Below are 17850 nucleotides of genomic sequence, written 5' to 3'. Positions count from 1 at the left end.
CAAAATAATCGAAGCATTGGCACTCAATCCTGCTCTAATAAAAGTATCGTCTCTATTTAATAATGAAGCTTTTATTTCGAATTGAATAGCTCCGTTTTCGGTTTTCCCCTTTGGAGCGATATCGGTTAAAACAGCATTAAACTTTTTGTTTTCGATGGCTCCAACGGTAATTTCAATAGGTAAATTTACTTCTATTTTTCCTACTTCGGATTCATCAATTTTACCTACGAATATCATTCGACCCACATCAGCAACACTGGCAATAGTAGTTCCTTCGTTAAAATTATTGCTTTCGATTACCTGATTCCCCACTTTTACGGGAACATCAAGCACCATTCCGTTCACTGTGGAACGAATTAAAGTATTAGCATAATTTCCAAGACCAGAAGTTGTTCCGGTTTTCACAATTTCATAACCTTGTTTTGAAGCGATATAATCTTGTTTAGCCTGTTTGTAAGCTACTTGTGCCGCATCAAAATCATTGGCAGAAATTACACCTTTGTCAAACAATGTTTTTTGTCTTTGGAACAATTTTTCCTGATTGTCCAAGTTAATTTTTGCAGTTTGAACCTGATTTTGAGTATTGTTCAAATTAGAAACATTGGCAACAACTTTTATTTTGGCAATTAAATCACCTGCCTTGATAGTTTGACCAGCTTTAATATAAACAGCTTCAATAATCCCTGAAATATTTGGCTTAATTAAGACTTCTTCGTCCGGAACGATATTACCGGTGGCGATGGTATTCTTGATAATTGTTTTAATTTCCGTTTTATCTGTTTCAAAAACAACCGGAGATTCCTGGTTTTTGGCATACAAATAATATAGCGCACCGAAAAATAATATTGCTATAAAAATTAAGATTGTTATGGTTACTCCTTTTTTCATTTTAATGGTTTTAAATTCGATTTTTATTTTTGATTGATATTTTATTCCGTTCTTAATGCATCAACAGGTTTTACTTTTATGGCTGTCTGGGCTGGAATTAATCCTGCCAACAATCCAGATCCAACCAATATTATTAAAGCAAAGAAAACTACTGGTAAATCGACGCTTGGATTGGCAAACATTGTGCCTTCACTCGGCATCGAATCCAAAATCTTGTTGATTAATATCAAAATTCCGGTCGCTCCTGCAATGCCTAACATTCCGGCAGAAATGGTCAAAAAGATAGCTTCCAATAATATTTGAGAACGAATAGCCGCTGGTGTTGCGCCTAAAGCTCTTCGAATTCCAATTTCCTTGGTTCTTTCTTTTACAACTATTAGCATAATATTTGAAATTCCAATAACTCCTGAAAGCAACACTAAAGTTCCAACGAAATAGGCTATAAATCTTAGTATCGAAAACAAACCCAGTATTTTGCTGAATTCAGCATATAAATCGAAATTCCCAATAGCTCTTTCATCATCCGGACTAATAGAATGTCGGGATTTCATATATTCTAAAATCTTTGGTTTTAATTCAGTAATTGAAGCATCATCATTTGCAGTAATTGCCATCCAGCCCACTTTATCGCCAAAATTAAAAGCCTGTTGGAAAGCAGTAAAAGGAACGAATACATTTTTTTGCCTTTCCTCTGCATTACCATTATTATTGGATTTTGATTTGTAAATCCCAACAATCATAAAATTTACGCCATTGACTTTGATATAAGTTCCAATAACTTCTTCTGCTTTTTCATACAATCCATCAATCACACCTTGACCAATCACGGCAACTTTACGACTCGACTTTATATCTTGGTAATTCACAAAACGTCCTTTAACAATGTCCATTGATTCCTGTTTGACATATTCAGGATAATCTCCATAGACATCAAAAGCAGCTGTTTTTGTTCCTCTAACCACATTGTTTACTCCATTATGTCCGCCTAATTGATTTCTTGGAGAAACATATAAAAGGTCAGGAAATTTTTCTTTTAGAGCTGGTACATCGCTATTTTGAAAGCTGAATTGTCTAATTTTAGGGAGTCCTTTGTAGGGTTTTGAAGTACCTTGTGTCCACATAAACATCGTGTTTGTAGCCATACCAGCAAATCCTTGTTTAACTCCATTCTCCAACCCATTTCCAGCTGCAAGAAGAATTACCAAAATAAATATTCCCCAGAAAACCCCAAAAGCAGTCAGTATTGTCCGGAACGTATTCGCGGTCAATGCTTCTAAAATTTCATCCCATTTATCTTTGTCAAACATAATTATTCGTCTCTAAGTGCTACAATAGGTTTTATTTTTGCTGCTCTGTATGCCGGGAAAAATCCAGCTAATGCACCAGCAAATACTAACAATCCCAGAGTTGTTAATGCGATTGTAAAATCGACTTCGGGATTAAAGAAATAATCGCTTTTAATCTGCGGGCCAACCAATTCCAAAAGTGCCAAACTGGACAAAAGCCCAACAAACCCAGCTATTGTGGTAATAAATATCGATTCGTGCAAAATCATTCCAACAATTGAAAGAGGCGTTGCTCCGAGCGCTTTTCTAATTCCGATTTCCTTTGTTCTTTCCTTCACTATAATCAACATAATGTTGCTTACTCCTACAACTCCTGCGATTATGGTACAAATACCAACCCACCAAAAAAACAATCGGATATATAAATTCAAATCATAAAACTGTTTGATATTCTCTACAGTGCTATTTATTCCTATGCCACTAGTGTCGTCTGGCGCAATTGTATTTTTACCTTTGAGCAATTGTGAAATCCCTTCGGTAAATTTCTTTGACTCTGCCAAAGCTTCCTCATAAGTATCTTTTTTGTGAAGGATGAAAGACATATCGGTTAATTTATCACCTCCACTACCAAAAACTTGTTGCACGGTTGTCAGAGGCAAATAAGTTCTAGCCTCTTCTCTTTCTCCGCCTGGATCTGAAAAAACTCCAACAACTTCAAATTTTACGTTACTAATTGCTATATGCTCACCAACAGCATTTCTATCTTTAAATAAATCCTGTTTTAGCTTTTGTCCAATAACAGCCACCTTCCTTTTATTGACCAAATCTATAAGGTTAACAAATCTTCCTTGAACAATACTGACTTTTTCAATGGCTTGATGATCTGCAGAAACTCCTTGGCAATCGTAGTTTCCGGTTTCTTTTCCATAGACAATATTTCCGTTCCAAATATTGAATTTTGGACTTTTCTTGTCAATTATCTTTTGAAATTTTTGTTGAGAAATATCAAAATCGCTGTTGCGCAACTGAATTTGTCTTCCTGGATTTAAACCTTTGTATTCTTTTGTTGTTGTTCCAGCCCAAATCCAAATAACTCCTTCAGCATCATTTGCAAACTGTTTTGCAATTCCGTTTTCAAGTCCTTTTCCGGCACCCAGAAGAATAACCAAAATAAAAATTCCTGAAGCCACAGAAGTTCCCGTGAGAAAAGTTCTCATTTTGTTTTTGGCAATAGCCTCAAAAATTTCTTGCCAGCGTTCTATATTAAACATAAGATGATGCTCTTACTTGTTCCACATATTTATCATCGATGATTATTCCGTCTTTCAAAACCACGTTTCTTTTGCACATTGCAGCAATATCGGGTTCGTGGGTTACGATCAAAATCGTTTTCCCTTCGTCATTTATACCTTGAATGAGTTCCATAACTTCATAAGAAGTTACTGTGTCCAAAGCTCCAGTTGGCTCATCGGCCAATAAAACTTTTGGGTTCGATGCCATTGCTCTTGCAATTGCCACACGCTGTTTTTGCCCTCCTGAAAGTTCACTTGGCAAGTGATGCGAATGTGAAGATAAACCCACTTTTTCAAGATAGCTCATTGCAATTTCGTTACGTTCTTTTCTTTTAATTCCTTTATAATACAAGGGCATTGCCACATTATCCAGAGCAGATTTATAATTGATTAGATTAAAAGATTGGAAAACAAAACCCAAAAATTGGTTTCGGTATTTAGAAGCTATCGTTTCGTTAAGATTTTTCACAGGCATATTATCCAAAATATAATCGCCAGAATCAGCTTCATCAAGAATTCCCAGAATATTAAGCAAAGTAGATTTTCCAGAACCAGAGGAACCCATAATCGCAACCAACTCTCCTTCTTTGATGTTGAAATTGATTCCTTTTAGGACATGTAATTCTGAACCTCCTACATTATAGGATTTATGTAAATCTTTAATTTCAATCATATCTACTTGAATTAGAGAACAATATTATTTATTTTAACGAAGAAACAGTACTAAAAAAAAGTTAATAGTCTTACTCCCAAAATGAATAAGACTTATCTATGTTGAAAATGTTACAGTTTATTCAAAAAATATATTTGTTTTGTTAATTTTGCGTTTACAAACCAAAATAAAATGCTGAAATTCTTTCCAATTGTAATTGTTTTCCTGCTTTCGAGTTGTTCCACTTCTAATAAAATAGCGGCACTAAAACCAGAACCGGATAACGCCAGTCCATTGTTATACGAAACCTCTCCTTCCTTTATTAATTTGCCTATTAGCGTCAAACTAAAGGATGTCGAAAACCAGACTAATGCTCTTTTGAATGGGTTAATCTATGAAGACAATAACATTGAAGATGATGATATTGAGATGAAAATTTGGAAATTAGGTCCTATTTCTATCAGCAATGATAATGAAGTTTCTGGCGGAAAAATAAAAACAATTTTACCTTTAAAAGTTTTATTCAAATATAGAATTGGAACAAAAACTTTAGGAGTTGAATTGCATAATACTAAGGAATTCAATCTAAACGGAGTCGTAACTTTGATGAGCGATGTAGCTTTAACTAATTGGAAACTCAACACAAAAACCGCACTAAAATCAATAGACTGGAACGAAAGTCCCACAATGGTTGTTTTTGGAAAAAATGTTCCGGTTACCTATCTTATGAATCCAACCCTGAAGATTTTCAGATCTAAAATTGAAAAAAAGATTGATGCTGCAATTGAAAAATCGATGGATTTTAAACCAAATGTTTTGGCAGCTTTAGAAAAAATATGTACTCCTTTTCAAATGAGTGAAGCCTATGAAGGTTGGCTCAGGATTGTTCCTGTCGAAATTTATTCGACTAATGCCAAACTAAAAAACGACACTTTTTTGATGGAAATGGGAATGAAATGCACAATGGAAACTGTGATAGGAAACAAACCAGAATCAAAATTCGACGCAACAAAAATCATATTGAAGCCTGTAACAAAAATCCCGAACCAGATTACGGCAAACATTGCTGCAGTTTCTACTTTCGCTGAGGCTTCAAAAATAATGACAAAGAATTTTGCCGGACAGGAATTTGGTTCCGGCAGCAAAAAAGTAAAAGTTCAAAAGGTTGAAATTTGGCACAAAAACGACAAATTGGTGATTGCCTTGGACGTTTTAGGAAGTGTAAACGGAACGATTTATTTGACTGGATTTCCTCAATATAATGAGCACACAAAAGAGTTGTTTTTTGACAAACTCGAGTATGCTTTGGACACCAAGAGTAAACTAATGCGAACAGCCAACTGGCTTGCACAAGGTTTAGTTTTAAGAAAAATCCAGGAAAGTTGCCGCTATTCGATCGTTCCTAATTTAGAAGAAGGAAAACAAAATATGATGGTGTATTTGAAAAATTACTCGCCAATGCCCGGCGTTTTTGTCAATGGTAAAATGGATGATATTCAATTCCAGAAAATTCAATTGACAAACAAAGCCATCATTGCTTTTGTAAAAGTAAATGGAACTGTAAATGTTGCCGTTGATGGTTTGAAGTAAAAAATTCAGATTGTAGATTTCTGATTTTAGGTTGGAACTTATACATTGAATCTTATTTTTTCTTCATTCTCATTCGATAAATATAATACCCAATTCCGCCAACAAGCAAATAAGGAATCACCATCAGGTAAACGATGCCGTCATTTACGGCTTGTGCTTGTGCTTTATTACCTTCGCCAGCTAAAGCCGCGCGACACATTGCACATTGAGCATTTGCGGAAAGCGAAAAGAAAATAGAAAATAGGAAATAGAGGATGTTCATCCCTTTACTATTTGCTTTTTGCTCTATTTTATTTACTCTATTTTTTCTATTAAACATAATAAGGGGAAATCATTAAATAAACCACAACACCAGTAATGGCAACATACAACCAGATTGGAAATGTGATTTTTGCAATTTTTTTATGCTTGTCAAATTTATTGGCCAAAGCGCGAACATAAGTTATCAAAACCAGCGGAATAACTGCAATTGACAAGATAATATGCGTTATTAAAATAAAGAAATAAACATTTCTAATCAATCCTTCTCCTCCAAACTTAGTGGAATCAGTGGTCATATGATATGCCACATACATCACTAAAAAAACAATCGAAAGGGCAATTGCTGTTGTCATTAATCGTTCGTGAAGTTTTCTTTTTCCATTTTTAATGGCCAATACTCCAGCAATTAAAACGACAGCCGTGATTCCATTTATAGTAGCGTAAATTGGCGGAAGAAACGACAACGGTTGAACATTTATACCATAATCTTTTAGTTTTACACTAAAAAGCAGCGCAACCACAACCGGAATTAAGATTGATATAATTACTATAAACTTGCTAAATTTTTTCTCTAATGAATTATCTTCCATCTCTATTCTTTTAATAAAATTGCTATGTCTTGTTGAATATCTCTTACTCCTTTTTTATCTAAGCCATCATAGTATAAAATTGGATTTCCGTAATTGTCTTTTCGACAGCGAATATTTCCATTCTTATCAATCAGGGCAAACAATCCAGAATGTTCAAAACCACCTTTTGCTTTGTTATTTTCTCCTGCATAAAGATTAAAACCTTTGTTTGATAAATCCAAAATATAAGTTCTGTCACCTGTCAATAAATTCCAATTCGAAGATTTTATGCCCAATAATTCCCGATGTGCTTTTAAAACTTCCGGAGTATCGTGTTCTGGGTCAATGGATATAGAAACAATACCGAAATTAGGATTACCAAAAAAAGTGTTCTCAATTTGCAACATACTTTGATTCATTTTTGGACAAATAGTTGGACAAGTCGTGAAGAAAAATTCTAAAACATATACTTTGCCTTTGTAAGTTTCATTGTTAATCTTGATGTTATCTTGGTTTACCAATTCAAATTTTGGAGCCGGACCAATTTTAGTCAATTTTTCTCCTTCACTGGATGAATTAGAAACTTTATCTAATCGATCTCCTTTTACAATTTCGTTATGCTGTATTCTGTCAATTATTTTTGGAATAGCATAGATTCCAAAGACGAGAATGATAAATGAAATCCCAATATATGATTTATTTTTAAGCATTATTTCTAAAGTTTAAAGTTGTTTTGTAGCATTATGATTTTTCTTGAGAGCGGCACGATATTCATAAAGAATTACTCGGAAATCGTCCAACATTTCGTTACTCAATTCAGCAGGATGAAAGGTGTTGTAACCTTCTTTATATCCTTTTTTTTCTTTTCTTCCTCTCAGGTTTCTTTCTTTGTCAACAATGTAAACGTTTGGAGTTCCCAAATCTTTGTCCAATTTTCCAACGAGTTTTAATTGGTTGTAATAAGTATTGATTTCTTCTGGCGAAGTAAACACAAAATGCCATTGGCTGACATCTGTAAATGCTCCCAAAGCATCAACAATTTTCTTAGCATCAGCTTCTGTTCCCAAAGGGCAAATAACTACAAATTGTAAATCTTTGAAAGTATGATATTGTTGATAAATTTTTTCATTCAGATTAAAGAAATTCCCTCTATTTTCCAAAATATTGGAACCTGAAAAACCAAGAATTGTTATTTTATCATTAAGACTGACTTTTTCGTTTTTTAAGGATTCCCAGTTTCCAAAATCGGCTACTTTAGGTGTAATTATAGGCAATTTCGTGAAACTATTTATTCCCGAAGCAAAAAACAAATAAGCCACAATTGGTAAAACAAAAAGGATGAAGAGAACAATATTCTTTTTCATAAGTTAGGAATAAATTTAAAGTACAAAAATAAAAAAAGGCACGCAATGCGCACCTTCTTTTTGAATTAATATCTTGTTAAAAATTCCATTTGATTGTGGAGTTTTTAAAAACCTCGAAAATATAATTTCCTTCAGTCAAAAGGATGAAAAGCAAATAGACTACGAGAAAGATTAATGGCAAAATTACCGCATATCTTAAAGAAGTTTTTTCTCCTTCCATATGCATAAATGCATAAACAATATAATAGGCTTTAACCAAGGTCAAGATGATGAATAACCAGTTTAACAAATTCATGCCCAAGAAATTATTCATGTGCATAAATTCAGGTTTTGATATTCCGAAAAATACCTCAACGATTGTTATTAAAGACAATATTCCAAAAACTGTCCAAATTCTTTTTGTATTAGATACGTGCTCGTGTGCCATAATATAAATTTTTGTAAATTAAACTAGATAGAAAACCGTGAATACAAATACCCAAACTAAATCAACAAAGTGCCAATAAAGTCCAACTTTTTCTACCATTTCATAACTTTTTCTTTTCTCGTAAGTTCCTAGAATTACATTAAAAAATATAATACAGTTTATAACAACTCCTGAGAATACGTGGAAACCGTGGAAACCTGTAATAAAGAAAAAGAAATCAGCAAATAACTTGCTTCCGTATTCATTTCTGGTCAGGTTAGCGCCTTCAACAACTAAACTTGCCTGAGTTAAACGCAATTCAGATTCGCTTCTGGTAAGTATTGTTTTATGTTTGTGTTTCGTTAATTCGTGATTGATTTTAGAGTCTTTCTCACTAGCTGCACTATCTTCATAAATAGTCTCGGTTCTAATTAATAAATCTGGATGTGCTTTGAAACCTGCCTGAACTTCAGCAACAGAATACTCTGGTAAAGAAGGTTCATCCATAAACCATCTTCCTTTATTTCTAGTCAATTGTTCTCTTTCTTCTGGTAAAGTTGCAGCAAAACTTTCAAGTGCCACTCTTTTTCCGTCTTTATCCACAAACTGAAGTAAACTTCCTCCTTTTGTTTCAACAGCGCCATATTCACCTTTGATGAAGTTTTTCCATTCCCAAGCTTGTGAGCCTACGAATATCAAACCTCCAATGATGGTTAAGAACAAATAAATTGCTACTTTATCTTTTTTCAGTTGGTGTCCAGCATCAACGGCCAGAACCATCGTTACGGATGAAAAAATCAAAATAAAAGTCATAAATGCCACATAAAGCATTGGTTGAGGATTGCCATGCATAAACGGCACGTGCGTAAACACCTCATCGGCTAAAGGCCAAGTCTCAATAAATTTAAATCTTGAAAAACCATAAGCTGCAAGAAATCCTGAGAATGTTAAAGCATCTGATAAGATAAAAAACCACATCATTAATTTGCCATAACTTGCTCCCATTGGCTCATTGCCGCCTCCCCAAGTTTTTCCTCCACTATTTTCAGTAGTAACTGTCTCCATAAAAAATCATTCGTTAAAAAGTTCCCAAATCTACAATTTTTTCTTATTTAAAGAAATATAAAAATAAAAATAAATAAACCCACAATAAATCAAGAAAGTGCCAATACATCGCACCCAGTTCAATACCAAGCGTTTGAGTCGAATTGTATTTTTGTTTCAATTGTTTGTAAATAATAATTAATAGCGCAATTAAGCCGCCGGCAAGGTGTAATAAATGAACAACGGTAACAATATATAGGAATGTTGTTGTAATTGAACTTTCGGCTCCAGTAAAATAATAGCCATTGGCCACAATTTGACTAAAACCAACAAATTGTAAAATCACAAATAAAATCCCTAACGCTAAAGTAGCGAAAAGGAATGATGTTGTCGCTTTTTGATTGTCCTTTTGAATGGCTTTTTTTGCCAAATGAAAAGTCACACTACAGCCTATTATCACTGCCGTGCTAAAGAAAAATGCAGAAGGCAATTGAAAATCTTTCAACCAATCAACTCTGGATTTACTCACCACAAAAGCACTTGTAAGCCCTGCAAACATCATAATCATACTTATAATGGCGAACAATAGCAGCAATTTGTATGATCTTGCTGTTCTTAACTTATGTTCTTCGGCCGTCATTGTTGTTGTCATAACTATCTTAAAATTTTATCAAATATATAAATTAATTGCAATAAAGTAATATAGGAAACACTAACAAGCATCAAGGTTCTTGCAGCTTTGGCACTTTTTAATTTGTACAATTGTACTGAATAATAAAGCATCCAAAGTCCGAGCAAAAATACCAAAATAGCAGCTACTGGCGAAATAAATAATTGTCCCGTATAACCCAAAGCTGGTAATAGCGACGCAATAATTAACCAAACAGTATATAATATTATTTGCAAAGCTGTTCCTTTATCTGTTTTGCCTGTTGGTAACATAAAGAAACCCGCTTTCTCATAGTCTTCATATAAAAACCAACCGATTGCCCAAAAATGGGGAAATTGCCAAAAAAACTGAATCAAAAATAAGGTTCCGGCTTCAATGCCAAAATTTCCAGTTGCCGCAACCCAACCCAACATAAACGGAATCGCTCCGGGAAAAGCACCCACAAAAACTGATAACGAAGTCATTGTTTTTAAAGGTGTATAAATGCTGGTGTATAAAAATATGGAAATTGCACCAAACATTGCTGTTTTTGGATTGATGGTATAAAGTAAAACTATTCCGATAACTGTTAAGATGCTGGCGATAACAAGCGCCATATTTGGCGACATTCTTCCAGCCGGAACGGGGCGATTTTTAGTCCGGTCCATCAAGGCGTCAAGGTCTTTTTCTATGACTTGATTATAGGCATTTGAAGCGCCTACCATACAATAACCACCGATGGCAAGTTTCAACAAAACCATCCAATCCAAAGAATGAAAATCAGTAACACCAAGCATAAATCCAGCGATTGACGAAAAGACTACACTAATCGCCAAACCTGCTTTAGTGATTGCTTTGAAATCGGTATAAATGGATTTTATGGAAATGGTATTTGGTGTACTATTCAAAATTTGCTCAGTTTGTTTTTTAAAAACTTTTGCAAAAATAGTTTATCGAAAGGGATTTGACAAAAAACAAATCATAAAAAAAATATTTAATAAATTCACTAACTTTTTAGGTCCAAAGTGAAATAATTTAAACCATAAGAACGATTTCTTAGTTGTTTCACAGAAGCTAATTTTCTCGAAGTCCAGTCATTTTTTTGTAAATAGATTTTGAAATAGGACATCCTCTTTTTACTAATTCTGTAAAGGCAATCAAAACTGCATTTGGATTGTATTCTTTCCAAAAGAATATGGCAAGTCTTAAGACTAAATTATTTGTTTCCTCAATTTAATAAAACAAAAACAGAACTTCCCAACTTTTTTCATGCCTTTATTGTAATAAGAAAAGTTCTTTACGGATTATATTTATATCTTCTATAGTCTTGTGTTTAAATTTTAAAGGAATCTGTTGTATAACAGAATTGCCATTTTTTAAATTTATTTTCATTACATATCTTTTATAATTATTTAACCTAACAACCAATATAAAAAACAACAATAAAGGTGAGATTGCGACCAATTCAAATCCAAAAAACCATAAAGAGAGCAAAACTCCAATCAAAGAAAAAATAATAAATAAAAAAATATAAATTGCTGGAATTTTATTTGCCTGAATATAAATTTTATCTATATCTGAAAATGGAATTTCTTTTTGTTCCCTGAATTTAAATTTTAGAATTACGCCATCCCCAACTAGAGAGATACCATTAAAATTCTTTAAAATTATTTCGTTTCTTGTCATTTTTTTCAATTTATAACAATCAATTTTCGTTTTCCACTAGAAGCTGATTTTCCAAAAATTCATTCATTTTTTCGTAAATAGATTTTGAGATAGGACATCCTCTTTTTACTAATTCTGCATAGGCAATCGAAACTGCATTTGGATTGTATTCTTTCCAAAAAAATATTGCGAGTCTCAATGCAAAATTATCTGTTTGCCCAATTGAATCCATTTCTATTGTTTTCATATTTACAATTTTTTAATTTAAAGCTAAATTAACTTCAATAAAAATCACATCCTTACGGGTTTCCTCATTTTAAGAAATAATTTAAAAAATAAAAAAGCCGCTCGTTGAGCAGCTTTTTATCATACAAATGCAAAGTTTAAAATTCAAAACTTACATTTAAAAATTTCTTAAATATCCTTGCGATTCTCAGGAAGACCATATTTTTCAAGCACAAAATCAATGTCCTTATCACCGCGTCCGCTAAGATTTACCAAAATAGATTTTTGAGGCTCTTTCTGAGCCAATTTCAAAGCATAAGCAACAGCGTGGGAACTTTCGAGCGCAGGAATAATTCCTTCCAATCGGCTTAATTCATAAAAAGCATCGATGCATTCTTTGTCTGTAATAGAATCGTAATTCACTTTCCCCATATCTTTTAACATCGAATGCTCAGGACCAACACCTGGATAATCCAATCCACTTGCCACCGAATATACTGGCGATGGTTCTCCGTTTTCGTCCTGCAAAACATAACACTTAAATCCGTGAATCATTCCAGGTTTTCCCAATGTCATAGTTGCGGCGTGTTCGCCAAGATTTAAAGAAAGTCCTCCTGGTTCTATTCCATACAATTCGCATTCCTCATCTTCAAGAAAAGCCGAAAAGATTCCCATTGCATTACTTCCCCCACCAACACAAGCTACTACGCTGTCTGGTAACTCGCCTGTCATATCCAAAAACTGTTCTTTGGCTTCGATACCAACTACGCGTTGAAAATCACGAACCATCATCGGGAAAGGATGCGGACCAACTACAGAACCAATACAATAAATCGAGTTGATAGGATCTTGCATATACGCTCCAAAAGCAGAGTCAACCGCTTCTTTCAATGTTTTTAATCCGTGGGAAACCGGAACAACAGTTGCTCCAAGAATTTTCATTTTCACCACATTTGGATGCTCTTTTTTTATGTCTACTTCGCCCATATGGATTTCACATTCCAAACCAAAATAAGCTGCAGCGGTAGCAAGTGCCACGCCGTGTTGTCCTGCACCAGTTTCAGCAATTAGTTTTTTCTTTCCAAGGAATTTTGCCAAAAGCGCTTCTCCCATACAATGGTTCAGTTTATGAGCGCTGGTATGATTCAAATCTTCACGTTTCAGGTAGATTCTTGCTCCGTATTTCTCAGAAAGACGATTGCAAAAATAAACCGGCGTTGGTCGTCCTTGATAATGTTTGCGAATGCTACGAAGTTCCGAGATAAAATTATGCGATTTACTTATTGTATGATACGCATCACTGATTTTCTTCATTTCGACCTCAAGCACTGGAGGAATAAATGCGCCTCCATATTCTTTGAAAAATCCTTCTGCGTTTGGGTATTTTTTAAAATAATTCTCTGCCATTTTTTCTAAAATTTAGAGTTGTTTTATATTGGTTTGTTGCTATCCTATTTTCGAAAGCAAACCTTTAAAATCTGCTTTCGCTTACTAACAAAGCTAATGAAAATAACGCATAAAAAAACCACAACTTTTGGGGTTGTGGTAATATTTTTTGTTTCGAAGTCGGGAGACTTCGAAGAGCGGATTAAAATTTATAATCTAATGACGCCATAAAGACACTATTTGATGTTTTAGAACTCTCGAAATTTTGTGATAAACCTAAATTGTAACGTATTCCAGCCGAAATGTTTTTTGTGAAATCATATCCAGTTCCAAAATCAACGGCAAAATCTAAAGGTTTGAATGAATCTTTAATGTTTGTTTTATAACCATCATCCATAATTGATATTGCACTAACCAAAATACCAATTTGCGGACCAAATTCCAAACTAAATTTATCAACTGGATAATATTTTACCATAACTGGAATATTGATATAGGACAAATTCTGTTTAAACTGAACCATTTCAAATAAATTAAATTCTGCGCCTTGAGTTGAAAATAATAATTCAGGTTGTAAAGCAAACTTTTCTGAAAGCTTAATCTCTGCAATCCCTCCTATATGGAAACCTATTTTTGAAGAATTATTACCAACATCTCCTCGATAGTTTGATACATTTAAGCCTCCTTTAATTCCAAATTTTGTTTGCGCATTGGTGAATCCAAATATCAACAACGCAATTAACGATAAAATAATTTTTTTCATTTTTTTTGATAAAATATTAAAAAACAAATGTAGCCATTTACTTTACTAAATACAAAAATTAACAGTAATTTTTAATCGTTTATTATCGTTATCTAAAAACTTTTTAAACCAAACCTAATCTCTAATAATCAAAATACCAATTAAACACATCCGAGCGAATTCCTAAAGAAAACCAAGTGGTGCTTTCCTTAAAAACTGTTGCTGTGTTTTGGTTTGGGTCAAAATTTCTATAAATAAAACTGCCAAAAAGTTTCAAGTTCGTCATTGGGTTTACCAAATATCCGGCTTGCAAATCAGTGATGAAAATAGAAGTTTTGTTTCCTTGCCCTACTGTAACACCAGAATTATAAGGTCGTTTCAAGTCATAATCTTTATAGATATTTCCTCCGTAATTATAACTGTCTGCTGTCGTGTCAAAATCCAAGCCTCGTGTACCAAAAGTAAATTTAGCATCGGCAAAAAGTCTGCCTTTATGATAACGTGCAATCACAAGAAGTTCCTCGAAATTTCCTCCCCAAGGATGTCCCATGCTTTGATTGCTGTGTCCGTAATTTGTAATAGGCTCACTATGCGAATACACATACGGGCGCACGTGATTGAATTCTAACTGCAACAATAAATTATCCACTTTGAAAGCATTGAAATATTTCACACCCAGTTGATAAGCAAATTTATTTTTCCAGCTGTTTTTTTCGTTCTTCACTTCTCCAAGAGAAAACTCATCTAAGAGAAATTGACCGTAAAAATTCACCTGATTGTTCCATTTATATTTTGAAGTCAATCCCAAAACCGCATTTCCGGTTCTTGCCGATGACTGAAATTCAACGGAGCGATAAAAAATAATTGGATTGACAAAATGCATATCAAATCCTCTGTTATTGGTGTCTGTCCAAATTACAGATTCAAAGAGACCAATATTCAATCGATTTGACACATTCCAACTCAAATAATGGTTTGCCATATACTTTGTTGCATACGTTCTATCTAAAGTCGCTTCTGGGCGCACATCTTTGAGCCACATATAAGTATTCGTATATTTTATTTTCCAAAAATTAGTATTGATTTTAAAATAAGGATAAGGACTTGCTCCATCTCCTTCTAATAAAGAACGATAACCGTCACCAATAAAATTTCGTCCATAACCCAATTGCAAATCGATGAATTTAGCAGGAGCAAAAGTCAAATTAGCATCAGCAGATGGGATATCATAAGCGTCAGTCTTGAAATCTTTTGCAATTCCAATTCCGGGAATAATTGCTGGATTACCTCCTGCAGGTTTTATAGACTCCGCATAACGATTGTAATAATCGGCAAATCTTCCCTGACTTTCATAAATCGTAGTCGTGAAATTAAGCTGTGAGCCTAATCCACCACTGAAATTAATTCCTCGTGTGTTTACAAATGTGCTTTCATGTTTTTTGCCAGAAGCAGTTCCCACTTGCAAATCAAAAATAGGATTTATAACAAACCAATAATCTTCCCCTTGAATTTCGACTAAGTTTTCGTTCCATAATTTTCTTGCCCACCAGCCTGAAGCTTTTTTCTTTATCTTTTCATTTTCGGCAGCAAGGTTGTAATATTTGGCAACTTCTGTATAAGTGTAAGGTTTTGAAGCCGTATGATTGTTGGCTCCAACTTGATTCATAGCAGCGTCAAAATGCGAATAATAACTGTGCGAAAACGGAATATTTAAATGACTTTCGAACTGTGGATTATTGAATTTTTTATAGACAATACTATCTAATTCCGTTAGTTGTTTTGTGTTGGTTTTTACAACTTGGGCAGCAGCAACAGCTTCAGAAGCCATTTGTTCTGTGCTTTTTAATGGGATTAAAATGGTGATGTTGTATTGGGAAAATGTTGGATTCCCATTGTAGGTCGATGGTTTAATTTTCGGGAATTTAGCAAAAACTCTTTTGGTTTCTTTTATCAACGCATCATCTACAGCGTTTACATAAATTACTTTGAAAACACCGTTTTTGTCTACCTCAAAAAGCACTTTAATATTGCCTTTAAAATTGTTTTGAACCAGATTTTCAGGAACTACAAAATTTTGGAAAACAAAATCCTGAACCTGATTGTAGAAACATTTTTCCAGTGCTTTAGCCTCTAAATTTTCGCAATTTGGAAAAACAGGAAATCGTTCGGCAGAAAGCCCAGATTGTTTTGAACTATCATTTACATCTTGGGCAAAAGCCACGAAAATAGAAAGAGATAAAAGCAATGTCAGTAATCCTTTTTTCATATTGTATTTTTCTATTTAGTATTCGCCTTGAGTTTTTTGTCCGTTTGCAATTGCTTTTGCGCCAGAAGTACCAATACGTTTTACACCCAATCGAATCATTTCGACGGCTTCATCATAAGTTCTCACTCCACCAGCCGCTTTTACAGGAAGAGGCGAGGCATTTTCGAGCATCATAATGATGGCTGGGACTGTGGCACCATTCGGTAGATTATTCTCTGTTTTATAAAAACCTGTTGACGATTTTACAAAAACCGATGCGTAATTTTCTTCTTTGAAATTGGTAATTACATTATTTTTTATCAAAGCAGATAGCTGCATAATTTGTTTCTCGTTGAGTGCTGCCACTTCAATAATCCATTTTACAACTTTGTTATTGGCTAATCCTAGTTGGGTGCATTTTAGAATTTCTTCTTTTACCAAATCTACATTTCCTTCTTTGAATGCTTCATAATTGCATACAAAATCGAGATCGTCAGCACCGTCTTGAATTGCTTTAGTTGCTTCAATAAGTTTAGCTGATAATCCTGCTTTTCCTTCTGGAAAATCGATTACTGTTCCTATTTGAACAGGCGAATTGGCATTGGCAATCATTTTACTTGCCAGGGAAACCATATTAGGACGAATCATTATGAGTTTGAAATTCTCTTCAATAGCTTCTTGAATGAATTCTTTGACTATAATAGTGTTTTCGGCTTCGCTAATTCCTGCTTGTGGTGGCGTTTTTAAATAAGTCGAGTCTAAGTATTGCTTGATATTCATTTGTATATAGTATAAAGCCTATTCGAAATTAAATTTTATCAATTATCCCGTTGTATTTATTAACCAAAATAATTACAATGACAGCAAGAGTCGCTCCAGTTACATTTGCAAAAACATCAAATATGTCAGCTTTTCTGGTTGTAGTTAAAAACGCTTGGAGTAATTCGATTCCAATTCCAAAAAGAACTGAAAAAACAAATGAAATAGCCAAAGGCATAAAATTATTAAAGCTATTTAAATGTTTTTTAAAATACAAAAACCAAAGCGATGAAAATACAAAATAAAAAAAAGCGTGAACTATTTTATCTAAGTTTTGCATTTCAACCTGCGGAATATCATCCGATTTAATCAAACAAGAAACCAAAATTATTCCAGACCAAGTTAAAGCTGTCCAAAAAAATATTTTTTTAAGCACCTATAAGTTCTTTGTAAGATTCACTAGAAAGCAAGGAATCTACTTCATCCATATTTGCAATTTTCACTTTTATCATCCAGCCCGCTCCATAAGGATCGGAGTTTACACTTTCTGGTTTGCTTTCAAGAGCATCATTAAATTCGATAATTTCTCCGGAAAGAGGAAGAAACAAATCAGAAACAGTTTTTACTGCTTCAACAGTTCCAAAAACCTCATCTTTTTCCAGAGTTTGGTCTAAAGTTTCCACTTCAACATATACAATATCCCCTAATTCTTTTTGTGCAAAATGAGTAATTCCTACAGTTGCAACATCACCTTCTATGCTAACCCATTCGTGATCTTTTGTGTACTTTAAATTTGCTGGTACGTTCATGATAATTGTAATTATTTA

Annotated in this window: 21 protein-coding genes; 1 reads left to right on the top strand and 20 read right to left on the bottom strand. The window is 33.9% G+C overall.

The features are described 5' to 3' along the window. From ACH2BV_RS11415 to ACH2BV_RS11400, 4 genes are all read right to left on the bottom strand, one after another. On the bottom strand, positions 1-888 hold an 888-nt coding region (locus tag ACH2BV_RS11415), incomplete at its 3' end, for an efflux RND transporter periplasmic adaptor subunit (protein WP_395050859.1). Between the two features lie 41 nt (positions 889-929). Continuing rightward, positions 930-2195 carry an ABC transporter permease gene (locus tag ACH2BV_RS11410; protein WP_395050858.1) on the bottom strand — a complete coding sequence of 422 codons (1266 nt, stop codon included), beginning with the start codon at positions 2193-2195 and terminating at the stop codon, positions 930-932. Positions 2196-2197: 2 nt separating this feature from the next. After that, positions 2198-3445, bottom strand: a complete 1248-nt coding sequence (locus ACH2BV_RS11405) for an ABC transporter permease (RefSeq protein WP_395050857.1) — start codon at positions 3443-3445, stop codon at positions 2198-2200. After that, positions 3438-4139, bottom strand: coding sequence for an ABC transporter ATP-binding protein (locus tag ACH2BV_RS11400; protein ID WP_395050856.1), 702 nt, complete (start codon positions 4137-4139; stop codon positions 3438-3440). Before ACH2BV_RS11400 ends, ACH2BV_RS11405 begins: the two co-directional genes overlap by 8 nt. Positions 4140-4310: 171 nt before the next feature. Here ACH2BV_RS11400 and ACH2BV_RS11395 point away from each other — a divergent pair, with 171 nt between their 5' ends. Further along, positions 4311-5708 carry a DUF4403 family protein gene (locus ACH2BV_RS11395; protein WP_395050855.1) on the top strand — a complete coding sequence of 466 codons (1398 nt, stop codon included), beginning with the start codon at positions 4311-4313 and terminating at the stop codon, positions 5706-5708. A gap of 52 nt (positions 5709-5760) precedes the next feature. Here ACH2BV_RS11395 and ACH2BV_RS11390 read toward each other — a convergent pair whose 3' ends face one another. The 16 genes from ACH2BV_RS11390 to gcvH all read right to left on the bottom strand — a co-directional run bounded on the left by ACH2BV_RS11390 (position 5761) and on the right by gcvH (position 17832). Then, positions 5761-6027, bottom strand: a complete 267-nt coding sequence (locus ACH2BV_RS11390) for a hypothetical protein (protein WP_395050854.1) — start codon at positions 6025-6027, stop codon at positions 5761-5763. Further along, positions 6020-6559 carry a DUF420 domain-containing protein gene (locus ACH2BV_RS11385; protein ID WP_395050853.1) on the bottom strand — a complete coding sequence of 180 codons (540 nt, stop codon included), beginning with the start codon at positions 6557-6559 and terminating at the stop codon, positions 6020-6022. The genes ACH2BV_RS11390 and ACH2BV_RS11385 overlap by 8 nt, the downstream gene beginning before the upstream one ends. Positions 6560-6561: 2 nt before the next feature. Further along, positions 6562-7248, bottom strand: coding sequence for an SCO family protein (locus ACH2BV_RS11380; protein ID WP_395050852.1), 687 nt, complete (start codon positions 7246-7248; stop codon positions 6562-6564). A 12-nt stretch (positions 7249-7260) separates the two neighbouring features. Continuing rightward, a complete protein-coding gene (locus ACH2BV_RS11375; protein WP_395050851.1) occupies positions 7261-7902 on the bottom strand; it encodes a hypothetical protein in 642 nt (213 codons plus the stop codon). 76 nt (positions 7903-7978) lie between these two features. Continuing rightward, positions 7979-8329 (bottom strand): cytochrome C oxidase subunit IV family protein, encoded by a 351-nt coding sequence (locus tag ACH2BV_RS11370; RefSeq protein WP_395050850.1) that lies wholly within the window; start codon positions 8327-8329, stop codon positions 7979-7981. A gap of 18 nt (positions 8330-8347) precedes the next feature. After that, complete coding sequence (locus ACH2BV_RS11365; RefSeq protein ID WP_395050849.1) at positions 8348-9373, bottom strand: cytochrome c oxidase subunit 3; 1026 nt, start codon at positions 9371-9373, stop codon at positions 8348-8350. A 43-nt stretch (positions 9374-9416) separates the two neighbouring features. Further along, entirely contained in the window at positions 9417-10004 is a 588-nt protein-coding gene (locus ACH2BV_RS11360) for a heme-copper oxidase subunit III (protein WP_395050848.1), read from the bottom strand. Between the two features lie 2 nt (positions 10005-10006). Then, positions 10007-10909, bottom strand: a complete 903-nt coding sequence (gene cyoE / locus ACH2BV_RS11355) for a heme o synthase (RefSeq protein ID WP_395050847.1) — start codon at positions 10907-10909, stop codon at positions 10007-10009. A gap of 367 nt (positions 10910-11276) precedes the next feature. Next, a complete protein-coding gene (locus tag ACH2BV_RS11350) occupies positions 11277-11687 on the bottom strand; it encodes a hypothetical protein (protein ID WP_395050846.1) in 411 nt (136 codons plus the stop codon). Between the two features lie 19 nt (positions 11688-11706). Then, on the bottom strand, positions 11707-11913 hold the full coding sequence (locus ACH2BV_RS11345; RefSeq protein ID WP_395050845.1) for a hypothetical protein: 207 nt from the start codon (positions 11911-11913) through the stop codon (positions 11707-11709). Between the two features lie 167 nt (positions 11914-12080). After that, positions 12081-13298, bottom strand: coding sequence for a tryptophan synthase subunit beta (trpB, locus tag ACH2BV_RS11340; RefSeq protein WP_395050844.1), 1218 nt, complete (start codon positions 13296-13298; stop codon positions 12081-12083). A 181-nt stretch (positions 13299-13479) separates the two neighbouring features. Continuing rightward, the gene (locus ACH2BV_RS11335; protein WP_395050843.1) at positions 13480-14040 is read right to left on the bottom strand and encodes a porin family protein; all 561 of its coding nucleotides are present in this window, start codon (positions 14038-14040) and stop codon (positions 13480-13482) included. A 121-nt stretch (positions 14041-14161) separates the two neighbouring features. Continuing rightward, complete coding sequence (locus tag ACH2BV_RS11330; protein ID WP_395050842.1) at positions 14162-16285, bottom strand: gliding motility protein RemB; 2124 nt, start codon at positions 16283-16285, stop codon at positions 14162-14164. A gap of 15 nt (positions 16286-16300) precedes the next feature. Beyond that, positions 16301-17044, bottom strand: coding sequence for a deoxyribose-phosphate aldolase (gene deoC, locus ACH2BV_RS11325; protein ID WP_395050841.1), 744 nt, complete (start codon positions 17042-17044; stop codon positions 16301-16303). Between the two features lie 28 nt (positions 17045-17072). Continuing rightward, positions 17073-17459: a VanZ family protein gene (locus ACH2BV_RS11320; RefSeq protein WP_395050840.1), complete on the bottom strand. Its 387-nt coding sequence runs from the start codon at positions 17457-17459 to the stop codon at positions 17073-17075. Beyond that, entirely contained in the window at positions 17452-17832 is a 381-nt protein-coding gene (gene gcvH, locus ACH2BV_RS11315) for a glycine cleavage system protein GcvH (RefSeq protein ID WP_395050839.1), read from the bottom strand. The genes ACH2BV_RS11320 and gcvH overlap by 8 nt, the downstream gene beginning before the upstream one ends. Between the last annotated feature and the right edge of the window lie 18 nt (positions 17833-17850).

It is taken from the genome of Flavobacterium sp., assembly GCF_043780635.1.
Lineage (GTDB): Bacteria > Bacteroidota > Bacteroidia > Flavobacteriales > Flavobacteriaceae > Flavobacterium.
The sequence above is the reverse complement of the archived record's forward strand: the minus strand, read 5'-3'. Positions and strand labels throughout refer to the sequence as shown.